Below are 23,616 nucleotides of genomic sequence, written 5' to 3'. Positions count from 1 at the left end.
ACCATGATTCCCTCATGGCCTCACGGCCCGCGGTGATCCGCACTCCCGACCAGCGCCTCCGGGTCTTCGTCAGTTCCACGCTCAAGGAACTCGAACCGGAGCGCGAAGCCGTGCGCGCCGCGATCGAGCAGCTTCGGCTCGCCCCGGTGATGTTCGAACTCGGCGCCCGGCCGCATCCGCCTCGGGATGTCTATCGGTCGTACCTGGCTCAGAGCGATGTCTTCGTGGGCATCTACGGCGAGCGCTACGGCTGGATCGCCCCCAACGAGGAGCTCTCCGGGCTCGAGGACGAGTACCGCCTCTCCAACGGCCTGCCGCGGCTCATCTACATCAAGGAGCCCTCGCCTGCGCGCGAGGACAGGCTGTCCGAGCTGCTCGATCGCATCCGCAGCGACGACCGCAGCTCGTGGAAGAGGTTCTCGTCCCCGGAGGAGCTCGCACGGCTCGTGAGCGGCGATCTCGCGACACTGCTGGCGGAACGGTTCGACGCCGCACGTGCCGATGACGCGGCTCGAGCCGAAGATGCGGCGCGAGCTGAGGACGCGGCATCCCGCCGCGCTGTCGCCACCGAGATCCCCGCGCCCTACACGGCCATCGTCGGACGCGAGCGCGAGCGGGCCGAGGTCGCGCAGCTGCTCGGCCAGGACGGCGTGCGGCTGGCGACGCTCGTCGGGCCGGGAGGAATCGGCAAGTCGCGCCTCGCGATCGAGATCGCGATGGATGCCGCGGCTCGCGGTCGCGACGTCGCGTTCGCGCTGCTCGAGGCGGTGTCCACGACCAGCGGCGCACTCGTCGCCATTGCGCGGGCGCTGGGCGTGCGCAACGCCGAGGGCACGGGAACCCTCGAGGACAAGGTGATCGCCGCCCTGTCCGGGCGCGACGTGCTGCTCGTCGTCGACAATATGGAGCACCTGCTCGAAGCCACCGACCTGCTCGTGCAGCTGCTGACCGCGAGCCCGCGACTCACGCTGCTGGTGACGAGCCGCACCGCGCTGCGGGTGCGGGCCGAGCACATCTACGAGGTCGGCCCGCTGGACCTTCCCTCCGAAGCCGCGGGGGGCGATGCCGCCGCGGCGTCGGCCGTGGAGCTGTTCGTGGACCGCGCAGCGTCGGTGCGGCCGGGCTTCATGCTCACGCCCGAGACCGTTCCCGCGGTCATCGCGATCTGCCGTGCGGTGGACGGCGTGCCGCTGGCGATCGAGCTCGCCGCCGCACGAGTGCGTTCGCTTTCGGTCGGGCAGATCCTCGAGCGGCTCGACTCCGCGTTGACCCTGCTCGTGGGCGGCGCGCGAGATCTGCCGGAACGGCAGCGGGCTCTGCGCAGCACGATCCGCTGGAGCACCGACATCCTGGATCCCGATGCGCAGGCGGCCTTCGCGACGCTCTCGGTGTTCAGCGGCAGCTTCAGCCTCGGATCCGCCGAAGCGGTGCTCCGAGCGACCGGGACCGAGGATCCGCTCGCCGCGCTCGAAGCGCTCGTCGACGCGAGCCTCCTCGGCACGGCGGATCGCCATGGCGCGACGATGTTCCGCCTCCTCTCGCTCGTGCGGGCGTTCGCCGCCGAGCTGCTGTCGCCCGAGGCGTCGGCAGCCGCCACCGAGGCATGGCTGACGAACTACCGCGAACTGGCGGTGCAGGCTCAGCCGGGTCTGCGGGGTCCCGACCAGCTGGACTGGCTCGAGCGCCTCGAGCGTGAGACGGAGAATCTGGCGAGTGTGACCCGGGTCCTGTTCAGCCGGCACGACCTCGACACGGCGGCGTCCTACCTCTGGTCGCTGTACCTGTATCTGTGGATAGGCGGCTACCTGGGCGTCGTGCGCACCTGGGCCGAGGAGCTCCTCGAGATCGCCGACCACGAGAACGTGCCGATAAGCGTGCGGACGCGGGCGATCGGCGAGTACTACACGAACGCGGTCAGGTTCTGGCAGGAGCCGGGATTCGACGTCACCGGCGGGCTCATCATCAGCCGTGACCTCTTCCGCGAGGCGGGCGACACGTTCGGGGCGGCACTGGCCGGGATCTCGCTCGGGCTCGCTCTCCTCTCACGGCCGAGCCCCGACTTCGCTGCGGCACTCGGCGAGCTCGAGACCAGCCTCGCCGGCTTCACCGACATCGGCGACGCGTGGGGTCAGGCGATGTCGCTCATCGTGCTGGGCCGCGTGGACATGGCCAGAGGCGACATGGCGGCCGGGCGCGAGCGGTTCGAGCAGAGCCTCGGGCACGCGACATCCCAGGGTGAGCGGCTCGGGATCGTCATCGCGACGAGTTCGCGCGGCTGGACAAGGGTGCTCACCGGCGACGTGGCGGGTGGCCAGGAGGACTTCGCGCATGCGCTGGACCTCTCGCTCGCGCTGCATCACGACGAGGGCATCGCCTACGGGCTGGAGGCGTTCGCGGGGCTGCGCGCATTGCAGGGGGATGCCGTCGCCGCCGGACATCTGCTCGGCGCTGCGCAGACGCTCCGGAGGCGCAAGGGCATGCTCAATCTCGGATCGTTCGAGTTCTACATGATCCCCGTGCAAGGGCTCCGCACGGCAGGACTCGGCGACACCCTCGACACGGCCATCGTCGAGGGACTCGACCTCACGGTGGCGGATGTCCTCGAGCATGTCCGCGCCTGAGCTGTCGACACGCGCCGACGACGGCATCCTCCCGGGGACACGCTGGGTCGCGATCTTCATCATCCCGTTCCTCGTGGCGGCGGTGATTCTGCTCTTCGGGTTCCCGACCCGCACCGGGGAGCTGTTCGCATGGCCGATCGCCCCGTCGCTGTCGGCCTACCTGCTGGCCTCCGCGTACCTCGGCGGCATCTGGTTCTTCGTCCGCGTGGCCACGGCGCGGCGATGGCACCACGTGCGGCACGGCTATCCCGCCGTCGTCGTCTTCGCGGCCGCCCTGCTCGTGGCGACGCTGCTGCACCTCGATCGGTTCTCGATGAACCTCTCGTTCATCGTGTGGTTCACCCTGTACGCGACGACGCCGTTCGTCATCGCCGTCGTGGCGATCGTCCAGCGTCCGCGCGATCCCGGCACGGCGGACACCCCGGATGTCCTCATCCCCGGCTTCATGCGGGTCGGCCTCGCGGTCACCGGCGCGTGCGCCTTCGTCACGGGTGCGGTCATGTTCGTCGCGCCCCAGGCGGCCACGGCGTTCTGGGCGTGGCAGGTGACGCCGCTCACCGCTCAAGCGCTCGGCGCCGTGCTGAGCCTCACCGGCGTCGTCAACGCGGCGCTCCTCTGGGATGCCCGGTGGAGCGCGTTCCGCATCCTGTTCCAGGCGCAGCTGCTCAGCCTCGCCGCCATCGTCCTGTCGCTCGTCGGCGGTCACGCCGAGCTGCTGTGGGATCGGCCGATGACGCCGGTCTTCATCGGGCTCGTCACGGCCGGGGTCGTGGTCTACGGATGGCTCACGCTGTGGTGCGAGCTCCGGCTGCGGAGCGCGAAAGTGCACGAGCCGTAGCGAGGGTCAGAGGGCGAGGCGCTCCCGCACGACTCCGGCGAGCCGGTCCGCATGCTCCTGCGCGACCTCGGCCGTCACGGCCTCCACCATCACTCGCACGAGAGGCTCGGTGCCGGACGGGCGAAGCAGCACGCGCCCCGAGTCGCCGAGCTCGGCGATCGCGACCGCGACGGCATCCGCGACACCTTCGTCGGTGGCGGCGCGCGAGCGGTCGACGCCCTTCACGTTCACGAGCACCTGGGGATACACGGTCATGATCGACGCGAGCTCGGCGAGGGTCTTCTTCTGCGCGGCCATCTCGGCGAGCAGATGCAGCCCGGTGAGCAGTCCGTCGCCCGTCGTGGCGTACTCGCTCATGATGACGTGGCCGGACTGCTCGCCGCCGAGCGCGAATCCGCCCTCGTTCATCCGCTCGAGCACGTAGCGGTCGCCGACGGCGGTCTGCTCGACACGGATGCCGTGGTCGGCCATCGCACGGTGCAGCCCGAGGTTGCTCATCACGGTCGCGACCAGCGTGTCGTTGACGAGGTGACCACGCGATTTCATCGCGACCGCGAGGATCGCCATGATCTGGTCGCCGTCGACGATCCTGCCGTGGGCATCCACCGCGAGGCAGCGGTCCGCGTCGCCGTCGTGAGCGATGCCGACGTCGGCCCCGGCGCGCACGACGTGCTCGGCGAGCGAGGCGAGATGCGTCGAGCCGACGCCGTCGTTGATGTTCAGGCCGTCGGGGTCGGCGCCGATGACGGTCACGCGGGCGCCCGCGTCGCGGAACGTCTCGGGCGAGACGCCGGATGCCGCGCCGTGCGCGCAGTCCAGCACGACGTGGATGCCGTCGAGCCGGTGCGGCAGCGACGACAGCAGGTGCACGACATAGCGGTCCTCGGCGTCGGCGAACCTGCGGATACGACCGACGCCCGCACCCGTGGGCTGGACCTTCGGGCCGGCCATCGCGTGCTCGATGCGCTCCTCGACGACGTCGGGCAGCTTGACGCCGCCGCGGGCGAAGATCTTGATGCCGTTGTCAGGGGCCGGATTGTGGGATGCCGACACCATCACGCCGAAGTCGGCGTCGTGGTCGGCGATGAGGAACGCGAGCGCCGGGGTGGGCAGAACGCCGGCCTCGAGCACGTCGACGCCTGACGAGGCCAGGCCGGCGCACACCGCCGCCGCGAGGAATTCACCCGAGATTCGCGGGTCACGCGCGACGACGGCCGTGAGGCGCTTGCCGGCGGCCCGCCGGGCGTCGGCGGTGCGCCCCTGGCCCAGGACGACTGCAGCCGCCTGGGCCAGGGAGAGAGCGAGATCAGCGGTGAGGGGGCCGTTGGCCAGCCCCCGCACGCCGTCCGTGCCGAACAGCGGCATCGGAGCGGGCTCGCCTAGCGCTTCGAGTACTGGGGAGCCTTGCGGGCCTTCTTGAGACCGGCCTTCTTGCGCTCCTTGACACGCGCGTCGCGCGAGAGGAAGCCGGCCTTCTTCAGGGTGGCGCGGTTGTTCTCCTCGTCGATGCCGTTGAGCGAACGGGCGATGCCGAGGCGCAGCGCGCCGGCCTGGCCGGAGGGGCCGCCGCCGGAGATGCGCGCGATCACGTCGTACGCGTCCGTGAGGTTCAGCACGGTGAAGGGGTCGGTCACGAGCTGCTGGTGCAGCTTGTTCGGAAAGTAGTCCTCGAACGTGCGGCCGTTGATGGTGATGGTGCCCGAGCCCGGAACCAGCCGCACGCGGGCGATGGCCTGCTTGCGACGGCCGACCGCGGCGCCGGGGACGCTGAGCACGGGACGCTCAACGGCCACAGCCGTCTGGTCGACCGGGGTCTCGGTCGAGAAGTTGCTTTCGGTGGATTCTTCGATCTTCGCCACGAGTGTGTCCTTAAGTCTGGAAGCGGCGCTTACTGGGCGACCTGGTCGAGGGTGTACGTCTTGGGCTGCTGCGCACCGTGAGGGTGCTCGGCGCCGCGGTAGACCTTGAGCTTGCGCAGCTGCTGGGCGCCCAGGCTGTTCTTGGGGAGCATGCCGCGGACCGCCTTCTCGACGGCCCGGACGGGGTTCTTGTCGAGCAGCTCGGCGTACGAGACAGCGGTCAGGCCGCCCGGGTAGCCCGAGTGGCGGTACGCCATCTTCTTCTGGAGCTTCTGGCCGGTCAGGGCCACCTTCTCGGCGTTGACGATGATGACGAAGTCGCCGGAGTCCATGTGGTTGGCGAAGGTCGCCTTGTGCTTGCCGCGGAGGAGGGCGGCGGCGTGCGAGGCGAGGCGGCCCAGGACGACGTCGGTCGCGTCGATGATGAGCCACTCGCGCTGGACTTCGCCAGCCTTGGGGGTGTACGTGCGCGTCACAATAGTGCTGCTTTCTTGATCGAACGGAGAGGTTCGTGAATCCCACTCCGGGGTGGTTCGCTCCCCGAAAGGGGTTCGAACACGCCAGTGGAGGGCTCACGTTCGCGGTGCCGGCCAGCAGAGCCGTGGGCACCAAAGATCGATCTTACGGCATCCGGGTGCCGCGACCAAACCGTGCGAGCACGATGGCCAGGCCGATCACGGCGCCGATCAGGTTCGCGACGACATCGCGCACGCTCGCGGTGCGCTGATGGAGGAACAGCGCCTGCCCGCACTCGATCACCACCGTCACCGCCAGCGCGATCGGCACGACCAGCCACCGCCGCCGGGGCAGGACGAGCGCCAGGAGGATGCCGAGCGGGACGAACAGCAGCACGTTCGCCGAACTCTCGATCACGTCGTAGGTGAGCCACGGCACCGCCGCCGAGATGGCTCGCAGCATCCCGCCGCTGCCGCGGTCGACCGGCACCGGCCAGAAGGCGATCGCGGCGAGGACGACGCTGTAGAGCGCCAGCCACAGACGTGGGTCACGGAGGATTCGCCCGGGCGCGGCGGGCGCCACCGGTCGGGTGTCCGCGATCGAACTGCTCGCCGGCATCAGCCCTCCCCAGGTCGGGCGCCGCGACCCTGCCGCGCTTTTGGGTTCCGAGTGTACCGCGAGCCGAACGACAGACGGCAGGACAGGTGCCGCCGGCCGATTCGACGCGGCCGCGCAGACGACTGCGGGCCCGCCGCGGTCACGCCGCCGTAATCACCCCTTAACGCGATTCGTCTAGCGTCGTGGAATGGAGACTCCTGCGATGACCACACGCCCGCCGCGCAGACGGCTCGCAAGATCGCGGATCGTCGGCGCGGTTCTGCTGGTCTGCTACCTCGGCTTCGCCGCGGCGGTCGTGCTGTGGCCCCACCGCGTGGACGGCGACTCGCTCGGGGTCTACCGCGTGCTGTATCAGGGCTATGGGCATGGGCTGCCGCGCTGGATCACGTACAACCTCGTCCAGTTCGTCGCAAATGTGCTGTTCGCAGCACCACTCGGCCTCTTCCTCGCGATGATGCTGCCGCGGCGCCGGTGGTGGGTCGCCGTGGTCATCTGCGTCACCCTGTTCGCCGCAGGTGAGCTCGCTCAGTTCTTCGTGCCCGCCCGCATGCCCAGCATCCTGGACTGGCTGGCCAATTCGCTCGGCGGTCTGCTCGGCGCCGTCATCTGGCGGCTGTGCTCACGACCCGACCGGCTCACAAGCCGGATGTACTGAGACCGCCGTCAGTACGCCCCGTCGCTCTTGAGAACGGCCCTGACCGTCTTCAGCAGGATCAGCAGGTCCCCGGTCAGCGTCCAGTTCTCGACGTAGAACAGGTCGAGGCGCACCGTCTCGTCCCAGTCGAGGTCGCTGCGTCCGCTCACCTGCCACAGACCGGTGATGCCCGGCTTGACGAGGAATCGGCGGTGCACCGAATCCGTGTACTGTCGGACCTCGCGATCGAGCGGGGGGCGGGGACCGACGAGAGCCATGTCGCCACGGAGCACGTTTATGAGCTGAGGCAGTTCGTCCAGGCTGAAGCGGCGGAGGATGCGGCCCACGTCGGTGACGCGGGGATCGCTCTTCAGCTTGAACATGATGTCGTTGCCGCCGTCCCTCGGGTGGGCGGAGAGCTCGCCGAGGCGGTCTTCGGCATCGACGTACATCGAACGGAACTTCAGCATGTCGAATCGCCGGCCACTGAGCCCGATGCGCTCCTGGCGGAAAAGCACATCGCCGGGACTCGAGGACCGCACGGCGATCGCGCTCGCCAGCAGCACCGGTGACAGAAGCAGGATCAGCAGGCCGGCCGCGAACATGTCGAATGCGCGTTTGAGGTGCAGCTTGCCGCCGTGGTACCGAGGCGTCTCCACGTGCACGAGCGGCAGCCCTGACACGGGCCGCGCGTGCAGCCGGGGCCCTCCGATGTCGGTGAGGCTCGGGGCGACGATCAGGTGCTGCTGTCCGGGCTCGAGCTGCCAGCTGAGCGAACGCACCGTGTCGGCGCTCAGCTCGTTCGCGCTGGTGATGAGCACGGTGTCGGCCGCCACGCGCTCGAGCGCCTGCATGACGTTCGAGACCGAGCCGGAGACGGCGATGTCGGTGCCGGGGATGTAAGCCCCGATCCGACTGGACGGCGTGCAGGCACCGACCACATGGAGGCCGGCGGCAGGGGTGCGCTTCAGGTCGCGAGCAGTGGAGGCGACGGATGCCTCCGATCCCACCAGCAGCACACGATTGGCCATGCGGCCCTCTCGACGCTGGGCCACCAGCCATCGTCGCCACACCCACCGGCTCATGACCAGCACGCCGGCTGTGGCGACCAGTCCCACGGCGAGAACGAATTTCAGCCCGCCCATGCGGAAGAGATAGGCGAACAGCGCTGCGGATGTGAACGCGACGAAGCAGGACCGGGCGATGGCGCGGTACTCCTGGCTGCCGACGCCGACGACACGCGAGGTGCGGCTTCCCGAGAGCGACAGCAGCGTGATGATCACGAGCCCGATCAATCCGACGACCAGCCAGACCGAAACCGCCGAGGAGAGCTTGTGCACGGGGATCATCGTGGGGTGCGGCACCAGGAGGACCGTTGCGGCGAGGGTCGCAGCGATGAGGATCGCGTCCGACACCACGAGAGCCCGGATGTACTGGCGCTCCCACTTGACGGGGCCGTGCGGAGACTGCTTCGCGGCTGCCGGAGCGAGACGTCGCGATGGCGATTCGACGATCCGCTCCCTTTCCAACGTGCTTTGGGCTGCCATGCGGTACGCCTCCGAGTTGCTCTCCTCGGGAATGGGCGAGTCCGGAACGGAACGCCCTCCGTCACTCCCCAGGGACGGTCCCACGTCCCATCATGGGTGGCGTTCGGTGATGGCGGGTTACCGAGGTGTTACAGCTAAGACAAATGCTCGCGCGCACCTCGCCGTGCGAAAGCCCGCAACACGGGCTGTCTAAGATGCGGCACATGACGACGATCAGAATCCGCGGCGTCCAGGTCGTCCATTGGAACCCGCGCCGGCATCTGGGATCGAGCCGGCTGGCTCGTGCTCTCCCCCGCGTGCCCCGGGTCGACAACTTCGGCGACCTGCTCGGACCCCTCGTCGTGCGCCGGCTGGCGCGCTCCGCACCCGGACGCGGCGACGGTCGGCGCCTGCTCGCTGTCGGGTCGATCCTGCATTTCGCCAAGGACGGCGACGTCGTCTGGGGAACCGGCCGCAACGGCAAGATCCCAGACGAAGATCACCGGTTCGCGAACCTCGATGTGCGGGCCGTCCGCGGGCCGCTCACCCGGGCGTGGCTTCTGGATCGCGGGATCGACACCCCTCGGGTGTACGGGGATCCCGCCCTGCTCCTGCCGACGGTCTTTCCGGAGTTCGCGGCGAGCGTCGTCCCCCTGAAGCGGGGCGTCACCATCGTGCCCAACATGCACGACGCGCCGCAGTGGCGCCATGCCGACGGATTCCTCGATCCGACGGCGCGCCTGTGGACGTGCATCCGGACCATCGCGGAGAGCTCGCATGTGGTCGCGTCATCCCTCCACGGCATCATCGTCGCCGAGACATTCGGGGTCCCCGTTTCGCTGATGCTGCCGGGCGCCGAGGACCTGTTCAAGTACCGGGACTACTTCGGGGGGACCGGGCGCGAACTCCCTCATGCCGCCACCATGATCGAGGAGGCGCTCGATCATCCGGCGCCTCCGCTGACCGGCTGGGACCCGCAGCCGCTCCTGCAGGGCTTCCCCCGTGAGCTGTGGATGGATGGCGCCCGTCTGCCGGTCCCTCGGCCCGCGAGCGACTCCGCTGTGCAGTGACCGGGGTTTCGCGCACGTTAACTCTCGGTGCCGAGCTCGTCACATCACGGGGTGGCGCGGTGCCGATGCCATAGCCTGCTCCGAGACAGGGTTGTCATCGCCAGTTGCCGAAGCACAGAGAGCTCCACCATGATGACCACTGCCGAACGTGCGAGTACGGCATCCCGTATCGACTCCACGACCGCGACGATCATCGTGCAGCAGACCCTCGCGCCCCCCGACGGCCACACGAAGTTCGTGGATTTGATGGTCGGGATGGACAACCCGCGCGTCGTTCTCCGGTTCGACTCGTGGAAGGGGGCCATCTTCGGGCGCTATGACGTCTTCCACGCCCATTGGCCCGAACTGACCATCCGCGGCAGCTCGCGGATGCGACGATTCATCCGTCGCCGATGCCTCGACGCGTTCCTGCTGCGCGCCAGGCTGACCCGCACTCCCATCGTGCGGCACCTGCACAACGTGCAGCCGCATGAGCCGGGGGATGCCGCGGAGCGGCGCTCGCTCGAGCGCTTCGACCGAGCGACCGACCTCTACATCCGACTGAATCCGACGACGACGCCGCCGACCGATCGTCCCGTCGTCACCGCACTGCACGGCCACTATCGCTCGGCGTACGCGCATCACCCGCTTCCCCGGCCCCGTCGCGGCCGGCTGCTCTACTTCGGCATCATCCGTCCCTACAAGAACGTCGACGGCCTGGCCGACGCGTTCTCGGGGACGGACGGCGAAGACCTCGAACTGCGCATCGTGGGCTCGCCGAGCTCCGGCCAGCGCGAGATGGTCGAGGCCCACTGCGCAAGCGATCCGCGCATCTCGGCGCTGCTGCGATACGTCTCGGACGCGGAGCTCGTCGACGAGGTCGGCCGTGCCGAGCTCGTCATCCTCCCGTACCACGAGATGCACAACTCCGGTGCCATCCTGGTAGCGATGTCGCTCGGTAGGCCGGTGCTGGCCCCCCGAACCGAGAGCAATTCTGCGCTGTCCCACGAGGTCGGTCCTGGCTGGATCATCGAGTACGACGGCGACCTGACGCCCGACGTCATCCGCTCTGGGCTGCATGATGCGCGCCACGGCGAGCGCTCGGCCGAGCCGTACCTCGCCGATCGCGATTGGGATCACGTCGGCCGGATCATCGAAGGTGCATACCGCCAGGCGATCGCCCAGGTGAAGCACCGATGACTGCGACCGGCGCACCGTCGCTCGGCGCCTCCGCGTCGCGCGGTGCGAGCATCACGATCGCCGGGCAGGTCGTCCGCATCGTCGTGCAGCTCGCCGGCATCATGATCCTCGCGCGGCTGCTGACGCCGGGCGACTACGGACTCGTCGCCATGGTGACAGCGGTCATCGGCGTCGGCGAGCTCGTACGCGACTTCGGGCTCAGCTCCGCCGCCATCCAGGCGGCGACCCTCAGCCGCGGGCAGAAGAACAATCTCTTCTGGATCAACGCGTCGATCGGCGTGGGCCTCGCCCTCCTCACAGCCGGCGCTTCCTGGCCGATCGCCGACTTCTACGGCGACCCCCGCCTCCAGCCCATCACGGCCGCGCTGTCGGTGACCTTCCTGTTCAACGGGCTGTCCACGCAGTTCCGCGCCGACTTGTCGCGGTCGCTTCAATTCGGGCGCCTCGTCATCGTCGACACGGGTGCGCAGGTCCTGGGCCTCGCGATCGGGTTGGGCCTCGCATTCGCCGGGGCCGGATACTGGTCGCTCGTCGGGCAGGCCGTCGCGCAGGCGCTCGCCGCCCTGGTGCTGCTCATCTTCCTCGCGGCGTGGTTCCCGGGATGGATGTCGCGCCGCGAGCCGATGCGCGGCCTTCTGCGCTACGGCGTCAACATGTTCGGCACCCAGCTGCTGATCTACGCGAGCTCCAACGTCGACTCGATCGTGATCGGCGCCCGTTCCGGAGCGGGCGCGCTGGGTCTGTACAACCGCGCATTCCAGCTCATGATGCTCCCGCTGCTGCAGCTGAATGCGCCGGCGACCCGCGTCGCGCTCCCGGTGCTCTCGAGGCTGCAGGACGACCGTGATCGGTACGCGCGGTTCATCACCTTCGGCCAGTCCGCGCTGCTCACCGTGATCGGCGCCGTGCTGGCACTCCTCGGCGCGCAGGCCGACTCGATCGTGCGCATCATGCTCGGCACCCAATGGCTCGGGACGGTGCCTGTCTTCCGCATCCTGCTCGTCGCGGGATTCTTCCAGGCGGCCGGCTATGCCGTCTACTGGGTGTTCCTGTCGAAGGGGCTGATGCGGCAGAACCTCTACTACTCGCTGGTGACGCGACCCCTGATGATCGCCGCGATCCTGATCGGATCGATCTGGGGCATGTACGGCGTCGCGATCGGCTACTCCGCATCGATCGTCGTCATGTGGCCGCTGTCGCTGCTGTGGATCCGCCGCGTCTCCGATGCGCCGGTGGGCGCCATGTTCGCCAACGGCGCCCGTGCGGTCGTCGTGTTCGGAGCGGGATGCCTCGTCTCGGCACTGGCCACCGTCGCGATCCCCGAGGAGCTGCCGTTCGTGCGCGTGATCGTCGGCGGCATGGTCGTACTCGGGTGGGTCGCGCTCGTCGCCCTCGTCTGGCCACGCTTCCGGCGTGACGTGCTCGATCTGCTGTCGGCGCGCCGGTTCTTCCGGCGAGCCCGCAGCAGCGGCCCGGTCGCCGACGGCGGGCGTGCGGAGGCAGCCGGCATCCCACGCCTGGACACCGACGCCGAGTTCGACATCTTTCCGACCGACCCCGCGCTCCGCGCGGACCTCGAGGACCAGGAGCTGCGCCGCGAAGCGGCCGCCGCGGCCGGCAAGCCCAACCTCCGGGTCGACGACGAAGGGGACACCCGCCCATGACCGATGCCCGCACTCTTCCCGGCGAGATCGACGCACCGGCATCCGCCCCGTCGCCGCTGTCCATCGTCTTCGTCGTGCTGTCCCTGCACGGCGGCGGGGCGGAGTTCGTCGCTCGCGCCTGGATGGAGTGGCTCGCAGCCCGCGGCCATCGCGTGACGGTGGTGACGACATCCGGCAAGGACACCGATCGGTACCTGCCCGAGGGAGTGGCCGCCCACAGCCTCGGCGCGGCCAGAGGACACCTTGCGAAGGCCCGCGCCGTCCGCGATCTCTTCGCAACGACCGACGCGGACGTCGTGGTGAGCCTGCAGGCCCACGCGAACCTGATCCTGCTCACCGCAGCCCTCCTGGCGGGCAGGCGCGCGCCGCGCGTGGTCATCAGCGAGCGCAATCTGGTCAGCCTGGGCCTCGCCCACGCCGACCTGGCCCATCGTGCCAAGATCTGGGTCGCGAAGCGTCTGTATCGTCGCGCCGACCACGTGATCGCCATCTCCCACCCCGTCGCCGGAGAGCTCGTGGCCGGCTTCGGGGTACGCGGCGACCGCTTGACGGTCGTCCCGAATCCAGCGACCGCCAAGGTCGCCGGCCGCGCACCCGTCCCTCGGGTGCCGGGCCTCGATGCCGGGGTTCAGATCGTGCTTCCCTGCCGGCTCGTCACGCAGAAGCGTCCGACTCTGGCGATCGCTACGGCCGCCGAGCTGTGCCGTCGCGGCATCCCCACCGAAGTCGTGTCGTTCGGCGGCGGGCCGCTGCTGGACGCGATGACCGTCGCGGCACGCGACGCGGGAGTCGCCTTCACCGACCGCGGCTGGGTCGAGGACTGGTTCGAGCACTTCGGCCCCAACGCGGTCGTCCTGCTGCCGTCCAGCCGGGAAGGATTCGGGAACGTTCTCGTCGAGGCGGCAGCGGTGGGCGTTCCGTCCGTCGCCGTCTCGGGCGCACTGGGCGTCGCCGACGCCATCGTTCCCGGCATCACGGGAGAGCTCGCCCTCACCGACGAGCCGGCCGACCTCGCCGACGCCGTCACCCGTGCGAGCGAGCTCACCGTCGCCGGAATCGACGCCTGGCTGACCCGCTTCTCGCTCGACGCGAGCGGCCGGGACCTCGAGCGCGTCCTCAACCTCGTGATGGCGAAGGGAGCCGACAGATGAGCCCGCCGCTCGTGAGTATCGTGCTGCCCTGCTACAACGCCTCGGAATACGTGGAGTCCGCGGTGCAGCGGCTGCTCGCCCAGCAGGACGTCGATCTCGAGATCATCGTCGTCGACGATGCGTCCACCGACGGGACGCGCGGCATCATCAAGCGCCTCGCCGAGAAGGAGGACCGCGTCCACGCGGTGCTGCTCACGCGCAATGGCGGTGTCGCGGCCGCGCGCGAGGCCGCCGTGGATGCCGCGACAGGCACCTACGTGTGGTTCGTCGACGCCGACGACTCGTGGCCGGAGGACTCGGCATCCGCACTCGCGGCCGCGGCGCTCGAGCACGGTGCGGATGTGGTCTGCGCCGGTGCCACGGTCCATGCCGAGGGACGTCCCGACCGTCCGGTCGGCACGCTCCCGGACGAGCCGGTCCTGACAGGTGCCGAGGCGCTTCGCGAGCTGCTCGTCGGAGGCATCACCGGTCATCTGTGGAACAAGCTGTTCCGGCGGGACCTCCTCGGCCGGATCACGTTCACCCGCATCCGTCAGCACTCCGACCAGGCCATGGTCGCGCAATCCCTCGTGGAAGCCGACCGGGTGGCGATCCTCCCCCGATCCGTCTACACCTACCGGCTCCGCGAAGGCTCGGTCATCCGGTCCGGCTCGAAGCGAGCGGACTCGCTGCGCCAGCTCGGGGATGTCATGGCGTCCTGCGTCGCACGCGTCGACGCCCGAGAGCTCCGCGGAAAGCACTACCTCTACTACCGGGCCCGGTTCAGCACCCTCTCGCGGCTCAAGGATGCGACATCCGGCGCGTACACGGAGCATGAGCGCAGCGCACTGGTCAAGGAGATCCGCGGCCAGATGTCGCTGCGCCAGCTCGGCGCCCTCGTGCGCCGCGGCGACGCGACGCGCACGGCGATCTACACGATGGGCTGGCTGACTCCCCGCGCCTACGAACTCGTCCTCGATCGAGCGGGAGGGCGACTGTGAACGGGATGCCTGCACCTCTTCTCGGTATTCACGGGCCGGATCCGTGCGCGACACAGGCCGGAAACGCGGTCCGCATAACGTGGATGCACACGCAGAACCCATTCCCTGGGGTGGAAGGAGGAACGTGGTGACGGAGCCAACCAGTCAGCGATCGCTGATCAACCGCGAGACGCGTCCGAAAGCGTGGATGGATGTCGCGAAGGGCACGGCCATGTTCATGGTCGTCCTGTTCCACACCTCCCTCTACTTCGGCCATGCTGACATCAGCGGCTATCCGGGACGCATCAAGCTGTTCCTGGAGGCCTACCCGATGCCGGCGTTCTTCCTGATCTCGGGGCTGTTCGTGTACCGCGTGGCGAGCTGGAGCTTCCCCCAGCTGCTCAAGCGACGTCTGATCCCGCTGCTCTGGCTCTACGTCGTGTGGTCCGTCGTGCGATTCGTGTTCTACGTGCTCGTCCCCGGAACGAACGGGGACCTGGGCGCGCTGCCCGCCACCGATCCGCGGAGCCTCCTGCTTCTGCTGGTCTGGCCCAGCAACAGCTACTGGTTCCTGTACGCGATGTTCTGGTTCACGCTCGGGGTATGGGCGCTCCGACGCGTCCCCATCTGGCTGAAGGTCGCCGGGGCCGCACTGATCTCCACGGCCATCACCTCGGGGTTCGCGACGTTCAACAACCTGGGCTGGAACCGCACCGCGGCGCTCTTCCTGTTCTTCCTGCTCGGCGCCCTGTTCCACAAGCAGATCGCCGCGTTCATCGCGAGCGCGGGACCGTGGACGCTCATGGGCATCCTGGTCGTCTACCTGCTCGGCTCGGTCGCGGTCGTCGCGATCCCGCACGCGCGAGAGGTGCCTTTCGCGGTGACGATCATGCAGCTGCTGGCGGTCGCCGGCGGATTCATCGCCTGCAAGTACATCGCGATGTTCCGTCCGCTGGCCGCGATCTTCGGGACGATCGGCGAGTGGAGTCTGCAGATCTACCTGCTGCACATCTTCATCATCGTGAGCATGGCTGCGCTGCTCGAGTTCCTGCTGCCGCCGATCGGCGGAGTCATCGGCGCCCTCATCGTGACCGCGGCCGCGGTCCTGACCACCTACCTCGCCGTGATCCTCTCCAAACTCACCACCAAGGTGCGCTGGCTCTACGTCCCGCCGTGGACCGCGCGCCGTCGCATCAGTAAAGCCGTAGGCAACGCTTCCACATGATCCAACGCGCCACCACCGCGGCCCTGGCCGCGATCCTCCTCGTCGGCCTCAGCGCCTGCGCCTCCACGGGCGAGCCCCGAAGCACGACTTCGGCTGCCGCGGTCGACGTGCAGACCACCGTGTACCACGAAGTCGACGGCAAGAAGCTCGATGCCGACGTCTGTCTTCCTCGGAACGCGCACAAGGATCGCGCGGCCATGATCCTCGTGCACGGGGGCGGGTTCACCGAGGGCTCCCGCAGCAGCATGCGCAAGCTGTGCGAGCAGTTCGCGCAACGCGGTGTCGTCGGGGTCGCCATCGACTACCGCATGCTGCCCGACTTCGCGTATCCCGCGCCCGTCGATGACGCCAACTCCGCGGTCGCGTGGCTCAAGCAGCCTGACATCGCTGCGCAGTACGCAATCGACCCCGCACGGATCGGAATGCTCGGCAGTTCCGCCGGCGCCATCATCACGGCATCCGTCGCCACCGAGCCGGACACCGGGATCGCCGCCGGGGTCGCGCTGTCGCCTGTCGCCGACATGACCCCGAGCGGGCTCACCCTCGGGACGCCCTCTCCGGAGGCGATCGCGACGATCCTCGCCTACCTCGGGTGCACCAAGATCGACGACTGTCCGCAGTCGGTCCCGGCGTCGCCCCTGAAGGCCGTGTCCAAGGGCGATGCCCCGCTCTTCCTCGCGGGGGGATCGCGCGAACTGGTGCCACGGCAACAGGTCAAGGCGCTGCACGACGCATTGCAAGCGGCGGGCGTGCCGACCGAGCTCACCGTTCTGGCGGGCGAACGGCATGGCCTGGCGCTCCTCACCGACAAGATGCGCAACGCGATCTTCGACTTCGTGAAAGCGAGACTCCAGTCATAGCCGCCGACATCCCAACCCTGACCGAGCAAGTGACCAGCACAGAGGACGGAGGACCCGTGCGTCACACCGAAGACATCACCGAATCGGGCCACCCGTGGCTGCGGATGACGGGACGAGCCGTGCGATCGACGGTCACGTACGCGGCGGTCCTCGCGGCGGTCTTCGTGAGCGCGGTCGTCGGCGTGGGACTGCCTCTCGTCTTCTTCGGGCTCGTCGCCGCGGTCGGGTTCTTCGCGCTCGCCTGGACCTACCCGAAGGTCGCACTGGGTCTGACCCTCGTGATTGCGGCGATCTCCGGGCAGATCCAGGCCGCGCTCGGAAGCGTCGGCGGCATCGCCGACGAAGCCATGATCTTCGGCGCCGCCGCGATCATCGTCGCCCGGCGCGCGATCGTCGAACGGTCGCTCGTCTGGCTGCCCGGCAGCGGATGGTTCGCCGTATTCGTCTTCGCGGGCTCCCTCGGTGCGATCCTGTACGGCACGCCCGTGGCGATCTCGCTGCAGGGCGCCACGCTCCTCACGAAGTGCATCGTCTTCGCGGTCGCGGTCGCGCAGCTGCACTGGAGACCCGCCGACCTCCACGCACTGGCGAGGGCCGGCTTCGGGCTGGCGATCGTGCTCATCGCGACCGGAGTCGTGAACCTGGCGATTCCCGGTCCATGGACCGGCCTGTTCGGCGGATCGGCCGTGCAGTACTACGGCGGGATCCCGGCGATCATCGGGCCGTTCCAGCAGCCGGCCGCCTATGGACGGATGGCGACGATCCTCGCTTCATCCATTCTGGCGTACCAGCTCTTCGTGAAGTCGAGCTGGTTCGGCTACCTCGTCGCGCTCATGCTGACCGGGCTGGCCCTTCTCACCTTCCGCGCCAAGGCGCTGGTAGGTCTGATGGTGGTCACGACCGGACTGGTGCTGCGGAAGGGGAACGTGCTGGTTCTGGCCGTCGCCGCGGCCGCGCTCCCTGCCGCCTTGATTCTGCTCGGCCCCAGCATCTACGTCGCCGTCTTCGGGGATCTCCAGCTCTACTACGGCGCGGGTCAGCTCTCCGCACGCTCGCGGCTCACCGCCGGCGGCTGGCAGATCGCGAGCAACTACTTCCCGCTCGGCGTGGGGTTCGGCCGGTACGGCAGCGCGACCGCGGCCGACTACTACAGCCCCGAGTACACCAAGCTCGGCTTCGACGGCATCTACGGGATCGGCAGCGGTCCTGAGATGGGCAAGTACCTCAACGACACCCAGTGGCCGGCACTGCTCGGCGAGACGGGCTGGCTCGGCACGGTCGCGTTCGTGATCGGAGCTCTGCTGGCGCTGCGGATCCTCCTGATCCGCGTCTCGCCCGATGAGCCTGCGATCGTGCGATGGATCCGATTCAGCGGCGTCTGCTGGTTCACCCTGATCATGCTCGACTCCGTCGCCGCCCCGGCCTTCACCTCGCCGCCGTCGTATCTGTTCCTGTTCGCCGCATCCGCGATCGCAGCGTCGTTGCGGACGGACGTCCGCAACGGCACGCTCGACTTCGCGCCATCCGCGATGCCGGTGAACCTCGGCCCGCCGCCGATCACGCGACGCCTGTCGCCTGCGATACCGGCAGGCGCCTTTCTCCGCCCGAATGCAGCTCTCGCTGCCACCCACCCTCACGAGGGAACACTTCAGCTACAAATGAAAGAGGCACCATGAACCTTGTCGCCTTGGGTCGTACCTTCCGCCGCAACTGGATCTGGGTGGTGTTGATCATGCTCGTCGCGCTTGCCGGCGGATGGTTCGTCACCGGGATCATGCCCACGCAGTACCAGGCAACATCCCGCGTGCTCTACGCCCTGAACTCGCAGGGACCCCTGCAGAACCAGATCCAGGCCACCAACCTGGCGATCCAGCGAGCCGCCACCGACGCCCAGCTGGTGCCTACGCCCACCGTTCTGACCCCGGCGCTGAAGAAGGTGGGTGACAAGTCGCTCACCCTCAAGACGGTGACCGACGGCGTCACGGCGGTCGCTCAGCAGACGCTGCTCGACATCACCGTGACCGTCGACGATCCGAAGGATGCGGCTGCCCTCAACAGTGCGATCATCGATGTCCTGCGGTCCAGCGCCGAGAAGGCGCAGATCATCGCGAACCCCCTCGACCCGAAATCGGCCGTCTACACGTTCGAGCTGACCACGGTGACTCCGCCGGTCGTGCCCGACGTGCCATTCAGCCCGAGTCCTCTCATCAACGGCCTCATCGCCTTCGCGGTGGGCGCGCTCGCCGCCGCGATCTTCCTCGCTGTGCGCATGCGCGGCGACAACCGGATCTACGACCTCGACACCCTCCGGGCCGCCACCGATCACCCGATCATCGGCTCGCTCGCGATCCGGTCGGGGCGCAGGAGGGGCTCGCCGCGCGCGCAGGACACCGCGACGCTGCGTGCCGCCCTGCAGGCCCGCGCCCCCGAAGGCGCCACCTGGCTGGTGACATCGGCCGGCGACGTCCGCTCCGAGGGCGTGGGACGCTCGCTCGCATCATCCATGGCCGCAATCGGACAACGGACCACCCTGCTCGCCACGGCCGCAACCCCCGACGGCGCACCCGGCATCACCGACTACCTCGCCGGCACGGCCACTGCGGACGATGTCGTCGACACCTCCAGGGTCCCTGGAGTCGCCTACGTCGGCCCGGGCACGATGGATTCGCGCGCGGACGTCTTCGCCGGCGCGCAGTCGCCGGAACGCCTCGGCGACCTGACGAAGGAGAGCGACATCGTCTTCGTGACCGCGGCACCGGCCAACGAGCGGGCGGATGCCGCGATCCTCGGGCGTCTCGGCATGCTCACGCTGGTGCTCGTCCGAAAGGGTCGCACCACGAGCACCCAGCTCGCGCGGGGGCTCGCAGCCCTCACCGAGGCGGGAGCCGACGTCGCCGGCGTGGTGTGGACCAGACGAGCCGACTGATAGGCCTGTCCGACAGCTCGCCGCCAACTGCACGACCGTCATGAACAATCTGGAAGGGGCAAAGGGAAAATGAAACCCGAATCATCAGCACCCGGCGGCGTGAGCCGGCGAGTCTTCCTGGGGGCCGGCGCGGCCGCCGCGCTGGGGGTCGCCAGCGGAACGCTCGGCGGCGGATTGGCTGCGAACGCGGCCGACTACACCAAGGTTCCGAAGCTCCCCGGCGAAGTGAGTCGCATCAGCAACGTGCGCACTCCGAAAGGCACGCTGTACGAGAGCATCGACGTATCCATCAAGGGGGATATGACGCGGCTGTTCGTCCCTCAGTCCGCACCGCCCAACAAGACCAAATGGGTCCCGGTCATCTGGTTCTATCACGCGACGAACAGCAGCTATTCGTCGCTCAGCAGCGCGTTCCTGCACGGCGCGCAGCCGTCGATCGACAGCGGAGCGGTGTGCGTGTGCCCCGACTACGCCGGTCCGACGGCCTGGGTGTCGCCCCCCGCCATCACCGCACAGGCGAACGCGGTCGCATACATGAACGCGCTGTGGAGGATCTACTACAGCTTCGCGCGCGCCAACTCCGGCGGCGGAGCGCTGATGTGCTGGGCATTCGGCAATCGGATGCTCCCGCGTCAGCAGGGCATGTACCTCGCGAGCAGCGTCTACGACGTCATGGACTCGTACATGCGGGGTCCCACCCAGGTCGGGCCGGCGTACAACAACGACACCGCCGCGATCCAGGCGACCAACGCCGCCACGCTCCCGCAGTCTGCATGGCAGGGCGCCCGCATCCGCGCCTCCTACAATCCGGACGATACGCGCGTTCCCCCGCAGTTCCACGCGATCGCCCTGGAGACGCTCGCCAAGCCGGTCGCGATCGAGACTTCGTTCATCACGCACGACGGCGGCGGCACCGCCACAGGTCACTACGTGCCGGACTCCGTCAACACCGACATGCTGAAGACCTTCCAGCGGTGGTCGTCCCTGTGAGCAGACCCGCGCTCTGCGGCTAGGGGGCTGCCTTGGCGGTCCCCGGTTTCCAGAGGAACCCGTTCGCACTCGACCCCGTGTCGTAGATCGTGTGGGTGGTGGATGCCGCGGCGACGTCCAGATACCCGTTCGGCGTCGTGGAGGCGCCCAGGAAACGCCAGATGCGCAGTTCCTGGGGGCCTCCGCCGGGCAGGACCAGGAAACGCAGCGCCCCGGATCTGGAAGCCACGACCGGGGAGAAGTCCGAGGCAGGCGTCAGCTTCCCGCCCGGGAGGCGCCCCTGAGCGCGGTACCGGTACCCTGCTGACCCCAGGGTCCCGCCGATGTCGTCGGTCGCCGCCAGTCCCGAGATGGTCGGCGCGACGCCGGTGAACGAAGGTGTCGGCGTCGTCGGCGCCACCACCCAGCCGGTGCCGGGGTTCGAGAGCCGGAAGTCTCCGGTCGCGACGGTGTCGAGCGAGCTGGCCAGGGCAGGCGACACACCGCCGGAGCCTCCCATCGACGAACCGACGGACTTGCTCCAGACTCCGCCCTTCTTGCGGACGCTGACGACGGACGTCAGTCCGCGCGCTTCGACCCGTGTGCCCAGGACGGCCCTGTCGATCGAGAGCACGTTTCCCAGCTTCTCGTCGGTGGTGACGAGCGCGCGCACCTCGGTGCAGTCCCTGAGAACGACCGATGATGCCGGCGTGCCGGTGTCGGTGATGCGCACCGCGGGAGGAAGAGCCTCGTCGGGCCGGCCGCGAGCCAGGTACAAGGCGGTGGTGTCGATCACGACGTCGGAGCTGCGGATGTCGATGATCGTCTCGTTCACGATCGGCGTCTCCTGATGACCGCCGCGGATCTGGATCGCGGAGCACGCCTCGAGCTCGATGCGTCCTGTGACCGTGCCCACGATCTCGGCGCCCCGGCAGTACTTGAGGCGCGCTAGGCCGACCGCGGCATCCGATTTGCAGCTCTCCATGCGCAGACCGTCACCGGGACTGATCTGCTCGACCAGCACGGAGCCGGCCCTCCCGCCCTCTCGGTTGTGGCACTGCAGGAAGACGTTCGCGTCGGAGTAGTCGTGCCAGGAGAGCAGCGTCCGAGCGCCGTGCAGAACGACGCTCTCGAACTTGGCTCCGGTGCGGTTCGCGAACGCGAACCCCGCATTGGCTCCACGCCCCTCGACTGTGCCGTCGCGCACAATCAGGCTGACCAGGGCACCGGTGCCCGTCCCGCTCGCGCGCGTCCCAGGGGACACATTCACCTGGCCGTCGCTGAGGGCGCGTCGGACGGTGTTCGGGAAGAACGCCCATCGAGTCGCCTTGTCGCGCCAGAATGCGTCCGTCGTCGGGAGCCTCGGTCCGAGCAGCAGGGTCGCGCCGTTGAGTTCCAGGACGAACATCGCCAGCGACGACGGCCGATCCAGGAAGACGGGCGAGTTCAGCAGATAGGTGCGATTCGATACGAACTCCGGCTGCCGCCCGGCATCGAAGATCCGCTGCAGGGCGGGCCCATCGTCCGTCATCCCATCCCCGGCCAGCGCAGTGGACTCGGCGGCCTGCGCCGGGACACCGCCCGCCGCGGCCCGAGTGATGGTCGCCGCGCCGACGAGCGCGAAACCGCGCAGGAATGACCGTCGGCTGGAGGAATCGTCGGGCAGATCCATTCGCTTGTTCTTCACGTTTCGCTCCTTGATCGCTCAGCGTCCCGCCCTGGATCCCCCTGTCACTGATGCCACTTCACATTTCTACTATGGATGCCGTGAACCGTTTTTCGCATTGCATGCCATAAGTCGTCACGTGAGTTAACGGATCTTTTACTTCGGTCCAGATCACTTCTCCTGCGAACCCCGCAAAAGCCCGCTCCTCGGTGCTGAATGTGAACACCGCGTGAAGACTGGTTACACGCGGGTTAAGGTCCGCCTGGAGACCGTGACCACCAGACCGCACCGCTGTAGCTTGGGGCAGAGGACGGGCTGTCGCCAGCGTCGTGTCGTAGCCGCAGATCACCAGGAGAATCGACCGAATTCGGCGATCTCCGCAGTGAGTGGAGACACAGCGAAATGCAGGAATCGTTCGATTCGAATATTCTCGGAGCCGGCGGCAAGGCCTTGATGATCTGCTCGACCGGCGGGCATCTGACGGAACTGCTGCGCATCGAGTCCCGCATCGGCGCCCACGAGGATTCGCTCTGGGTGACGTTCGACACCGAGCAGAGCCGGCAGCAGCTCGCCGGGCGACGCGTGCACCACCTGCCCTACGTCGGACCACGCGATCTGAAGGGCACCATCTTCGCTCTGCCGACGCTCAGACGTCTGCTGCAGCGCGAGAAGTTCGACGCCGCCATCAGCACCGGCGCGGCGATCGCGACAGCGGCGCTGCCGCTCGCGCGGCTGCACGGAGTGCCGTCCACGTATGTCGAGAGCGTGTGCCGCGTCCGCGGGCCATCCGCCACCGGCCGGATGCTGGCGCGGATGCGCGGCGTGGACGTGCGCACCCAGCATCCCTCCTGGGCGAAGGGCCGCTGGGGCACGCACCCGAGCATCCTCGCCGACTATCGCAGCGAGCAGCGGGGTGTCAAGAGCGATCCGCTGCGGGTGTTCATCACCCTCGGCACGATCCGGGGATACCGGTTCGACTCGATCATAGATGCCTTCCTCGCGACCGGGATGGCGAACGAAGACACCGTGTGGCAGCTCGGTGACACGGATCGTCTTGACAGCCTGCCCGGCTCGGTCAACCGCTACCTGTCGCCCGATGAATTCGCCGCGGCGGCCGCTGACGCCGACGTCGTGGTCACTCACGCCGGCGTCGGAACTCTGCTCGAACTGCTGGGCATGGGGATCTTCCCGATCCAAGCTGTGCGGCGCGCGACCCGTTACGAGCACGTCGATGACCACCAGCTTCAGATCGCCGAGCTCGTCAACGGCTCGGGCATCGGCATTGCGGTCGAGGGGCCGGACCTCACCGAGAAGACCATTCGCCTCGCGGCGTCGAGACGGATCGTCGACGGGCTGACCGTGGGCCAGGAATCCCTCGCGATGGCGGGAGCCTGA

The 23,616-nt window shown here is 68.6% G+C and carries 20 protein-coding genes; 14 read left to right on the top strand and 6 right to left on the bottom strand.

The genetic code is table 11. From position 1 onward, the window contains the following. Positions 1 to 14 precede the first annotated feature (14 nt). Together ABD212_RS01330 and ABD212_RS01325 are read left to right on the top strand one after the other, a co-directional pair. Positions 15 to 2,621, top strand: a complete 2,607-nt coding sequence (locus ABD212_RS01330) for a DUF4062 domain-containing protein (RefSeq protein ID WP_344090398.1) — start codon at positions 15 to 17, stop codon at positions 2,619 to 2,621. Continuing rightward, a complete protein-coding gene (locus ABD212_RS01325) occupies positions 2,608 to 3,459 on the top strand; it encodes a hypothetical protein (protein ID WP_344090396.1) in 852 nt (283 codons plus the stop codon). The genes ABD212_RS01330 and ABD212_RS01325 overlap by 14 nt, the downstream gene beginning before the upstream one ends. Positions 3,460 to 3,465: 6 nt before the next feature. Here ABD212_RS01325 and glmM read toward each other — a convergent pair whose 3' ends face one another. The 4 genes from glmM to ABD212_RS01305 all read right to left on the bottom strand — a co-directional run bounded on the left by glmM (position 3,466) and on the right by ABD212_RS01305 (position 6,392). Then, positions 3,466 to 4,824, bottom strand: coding sequence for a phosphoglucosamine mutase (gene glmM, locus ABD212_RS01320; protein WP_344090393.1), 1,359 nt, complete (start codon positions 4,822 to 4,824; stop codon positions 3,466 to 3,468). Between the two features lie 14 nt (positions 4,825 to 4,838). Further along, positions 4,839 to 5,318: a 30S ribosomal protein S9 gene (rpsI, locus tag ABD212_RS01315; RefSeq protein ID WP_344090391.1), complete on the bottom strand. Its 480-nt coding sequence runs from the start codon at positions 5,316 to 5,318 to the stop codon at positions 4,839 to 4,841. A 29-nt stretch (positions 5,319 to 5,347) separates the two neighbouring features. Then, complete coding sequence (rplM, locus tag ABD212_RS01310; RefSeq protein ID WP_344090390.1) at positions 5,348 to 5,794, bottom strand: 50S ribosomal protein L13; 447 nt, start codon at positions 5,792 to 5,794, stop codon at positions 5,348 to 5,350. Positions 5,795 to 5,939: 145 nt separating this feature from the next. Beyond that, positions 5,940 to 6,392: a VanZ family protein gene (locus ABD212_RS01305; protein ID WP_344090388.1), complete on the bottom strand. Its 453-nt coding sequence runs from the start codon at positions 6,390 to 6,392 to the stop codon at positions 5,940 to 5,942. A 202-nt stretch (positions 6,393 to 6,594) separates the two neighbouring features. Here ABD212_RS01305 and ABD212_RS01300 point away from each other — a divergent pair, with 202 nt between their 5' ends. Next, positions 6,595 to 7,047, top strand: coding sequence for a VanZ family protein (locus ABD212_RS01300; protein WP_344090386.1), 453 nt, complete (start codon positions 6,595 to 6,597; stop codon positions 7,045 to 7,047). A gap of 8 nt (positions 7,048 to 7,055) precedes the next feature. Here ABD212_RS01300 and ABD212_RS01295 read toward each other — a convergent pair whose 3' ends face one another. Then, positions 7,056 to 8,573, bottom strand: a complete 1,518-nt coding sequence (locus ABD212_RS01295) for a sugar transferase (RefSeq protein ID WP_344090384.1) — start codon at positions 8,571 to 8,573, stop codon at positions 7,056 to 7,058. 203 nt (positions 8,574 to 8,776) lie between these two features. Between ABD212_RS01295 and ABD212_RS01290 the strand changes: the two genes are divergently transcribed. From ABD212_RS01290 to ABD212_RS01245, 10 genes are all read left to right on the top strand, one after another. Continuing rightward, positions 8,777 to 9,622: a polysaccharide pyruvyl transferase family protein gene (locus ABD212_RS01290; RefSeq protein ID WP_344090381.1), complete on the top strand. Its 846-nt coding sequence runs from the start codon at positions 8,777 to 8,779 to the stop codon at positions 9,620 to 9,622. Positions 9,623 to 9,751: 129 nt separating this feature from the next. Further along, on the top strand, positions 9,752 to 10,801 hold the full coding sequence (locus ABD212_RS01285) for a glycosyltransferase (RefSeq protein ID WP_344090379.1): 1,050 nt from the start codon (positions 9,752 to 9,754) through the stop codon (positions 10,799 to 10,801). After that, the gene (locus tag ABD212_RS01280) at positions 10,798 to 12,465 is read left to right on the top strand and encodes a lipopolysaccharide biosynthesis protein (protein ID WP_344090377.1); all 1,668 of its coding nucleotides are present in this window, start codon (positions 10,798 to 10,800) and stop codon (positions 12,463 to 12,465) included. The genes ABD212_RS01285 and ABD212_RS01280 overlap by 4 nt, the downstream gene beginning before the upstream one ends. Further along, on the top strand, positions 12,462 to 13,616 hold the full coding sequence (locus ABD212_RS01275; RefSeq protein WP_344090375.1) for a glycosyltransferase family 4 protein: 1,155 nt from the start codon (positions 12,462 to 12,464) through the stop codon (positions 13,614 to 13,616). Before ABD212_RS01280 ends, ABD212_RS01275 begins: the two co-directional genes overlap by 4 nt. Further along, on the top strand, positions 13,613 to 14,596 hold the full coding sequence (locus tag ABD212_RS01270; protein ID WP_344090373.1) for a glycosyltransferase family 2 protein: 984 nt from the start codon (positions 13,613 to 13,615) through the stop codon (positions 14,594 to 14,596). The genes ABD212_RS01275 and ABD212_RS01270 overlap by 4 nt, the downstream gene beginning before the upstream one ends. Positions 14,597 to 14,723: 127 nt before the next feature. Then, a complete protein-coding gene (locus ABD212_RS01265) occupies positions 14,724 to 15,800 on the top strand; it encodes an acyltransferase family protein (RefSeq protein ID WP_344090371.1) in 1,077 nt (358 codons plus the stop codon). Further along, positions 15,797 to 16,660 (top strand): alpha/beta hydrolase, encoded by an 864-nt coding sequence (locus ABD212_RS01260; protein ID WP_344090369.1) that lies wholly within the window; start codon positions 15,797 to 15,799, stop codon positions 16,658 to 16,660. The genes ABD212_RS01265 and ABD212_RS01260 overlap by 4 nt, the downstream gene beginning before the upstream one ends. A 29-nt stretch (positions 16,661 to 16,689) precedes the next feature. Then, positions 16,690 to 18,336 carry a hypothetical protein gene (locus tag ABD212_RS01255; protein WP_344090367.1) on the top strand — a complete coding sequence of 549 codons (1,647 nt, stop codon included), beginning with the start codon at positions 16,690 to 16,692 and terminating at the stop codon, positions 18,334 to 18,336. Beyond that, entirely contained in the window at positions 18,333 to 19,586 is a 1,254-nt protein-coding gene (locus tag ABD212_RS01250; protein WP_344090365.1) for a YveK family protein, read from the top strand. Before ABD212_RS01255 ends, ABD212_RS01250 begins: the two co-directional genes overlap by 4 nt. A 99-nt stretch (positions 19,587 to 19,685) precedes the next feature. Continuing rightward, positions 19,686 to 20,576 carry a hypothetical protein gene (locus tag ABD212_RS01245; RefSeq protein ID WP_344090363.1) on the top strand — a complete coding sequence of 297 codons (891 nt, stop codon included), beginning with the start codon at positions 19,686 to 19,688 and terminating at the stop codon, positions 20,574 to 20,576. A gap of 19 nt (positions 20,577 to 20,595) precedes the next feature. On the opposite strand, the gene ABD212_RS01240 is transcribed toward ABD212_RS01245, so the two are convergent. After that, positions 20,596 to 22,242: a hypothetical protein gene (locus ABD212_RS01240; protein ID WP_344090361.1), complete on the bottom strand. Its 1,647-nt coding sequence runs from the start codon at positions 22,240 to 22,242 to the stop codon at positions 20,596 to 20,598. Between the two features lie 381 nt (positions 22,243 to 22,623). Between ABD212_RS01240 and ABD212_RS01235 the strand changes: the two genes are divergently transcribed. Further along, positions 22,624 to 23,616 carry a glycosyltransferase gene (locus tag ABD212_RS01235; RefSeq protein ID WP_344090359.1) on the top strand — a complete coding sequence of 331 codons (993 nt, stop codon included), beginning with the start codon at positions 22,624 to 22,626 and terminating at the stop codon, positions 23,614 to 23,616.

Origin of the sequence: Microbacterium deminutum (assembly GCF_039530205.1) — a bacterium.
Lineage (GTDB): Bacteria > Actinomycetota > Actinomycetes > Actinomycetales > Microbacteriaceae > Microbacterium > Microbacterium deminutum.
Note: the sequence above shows the minus strand (reverse complement) of the source record. Positions and strands in the feature narration are given on the sequence as shown.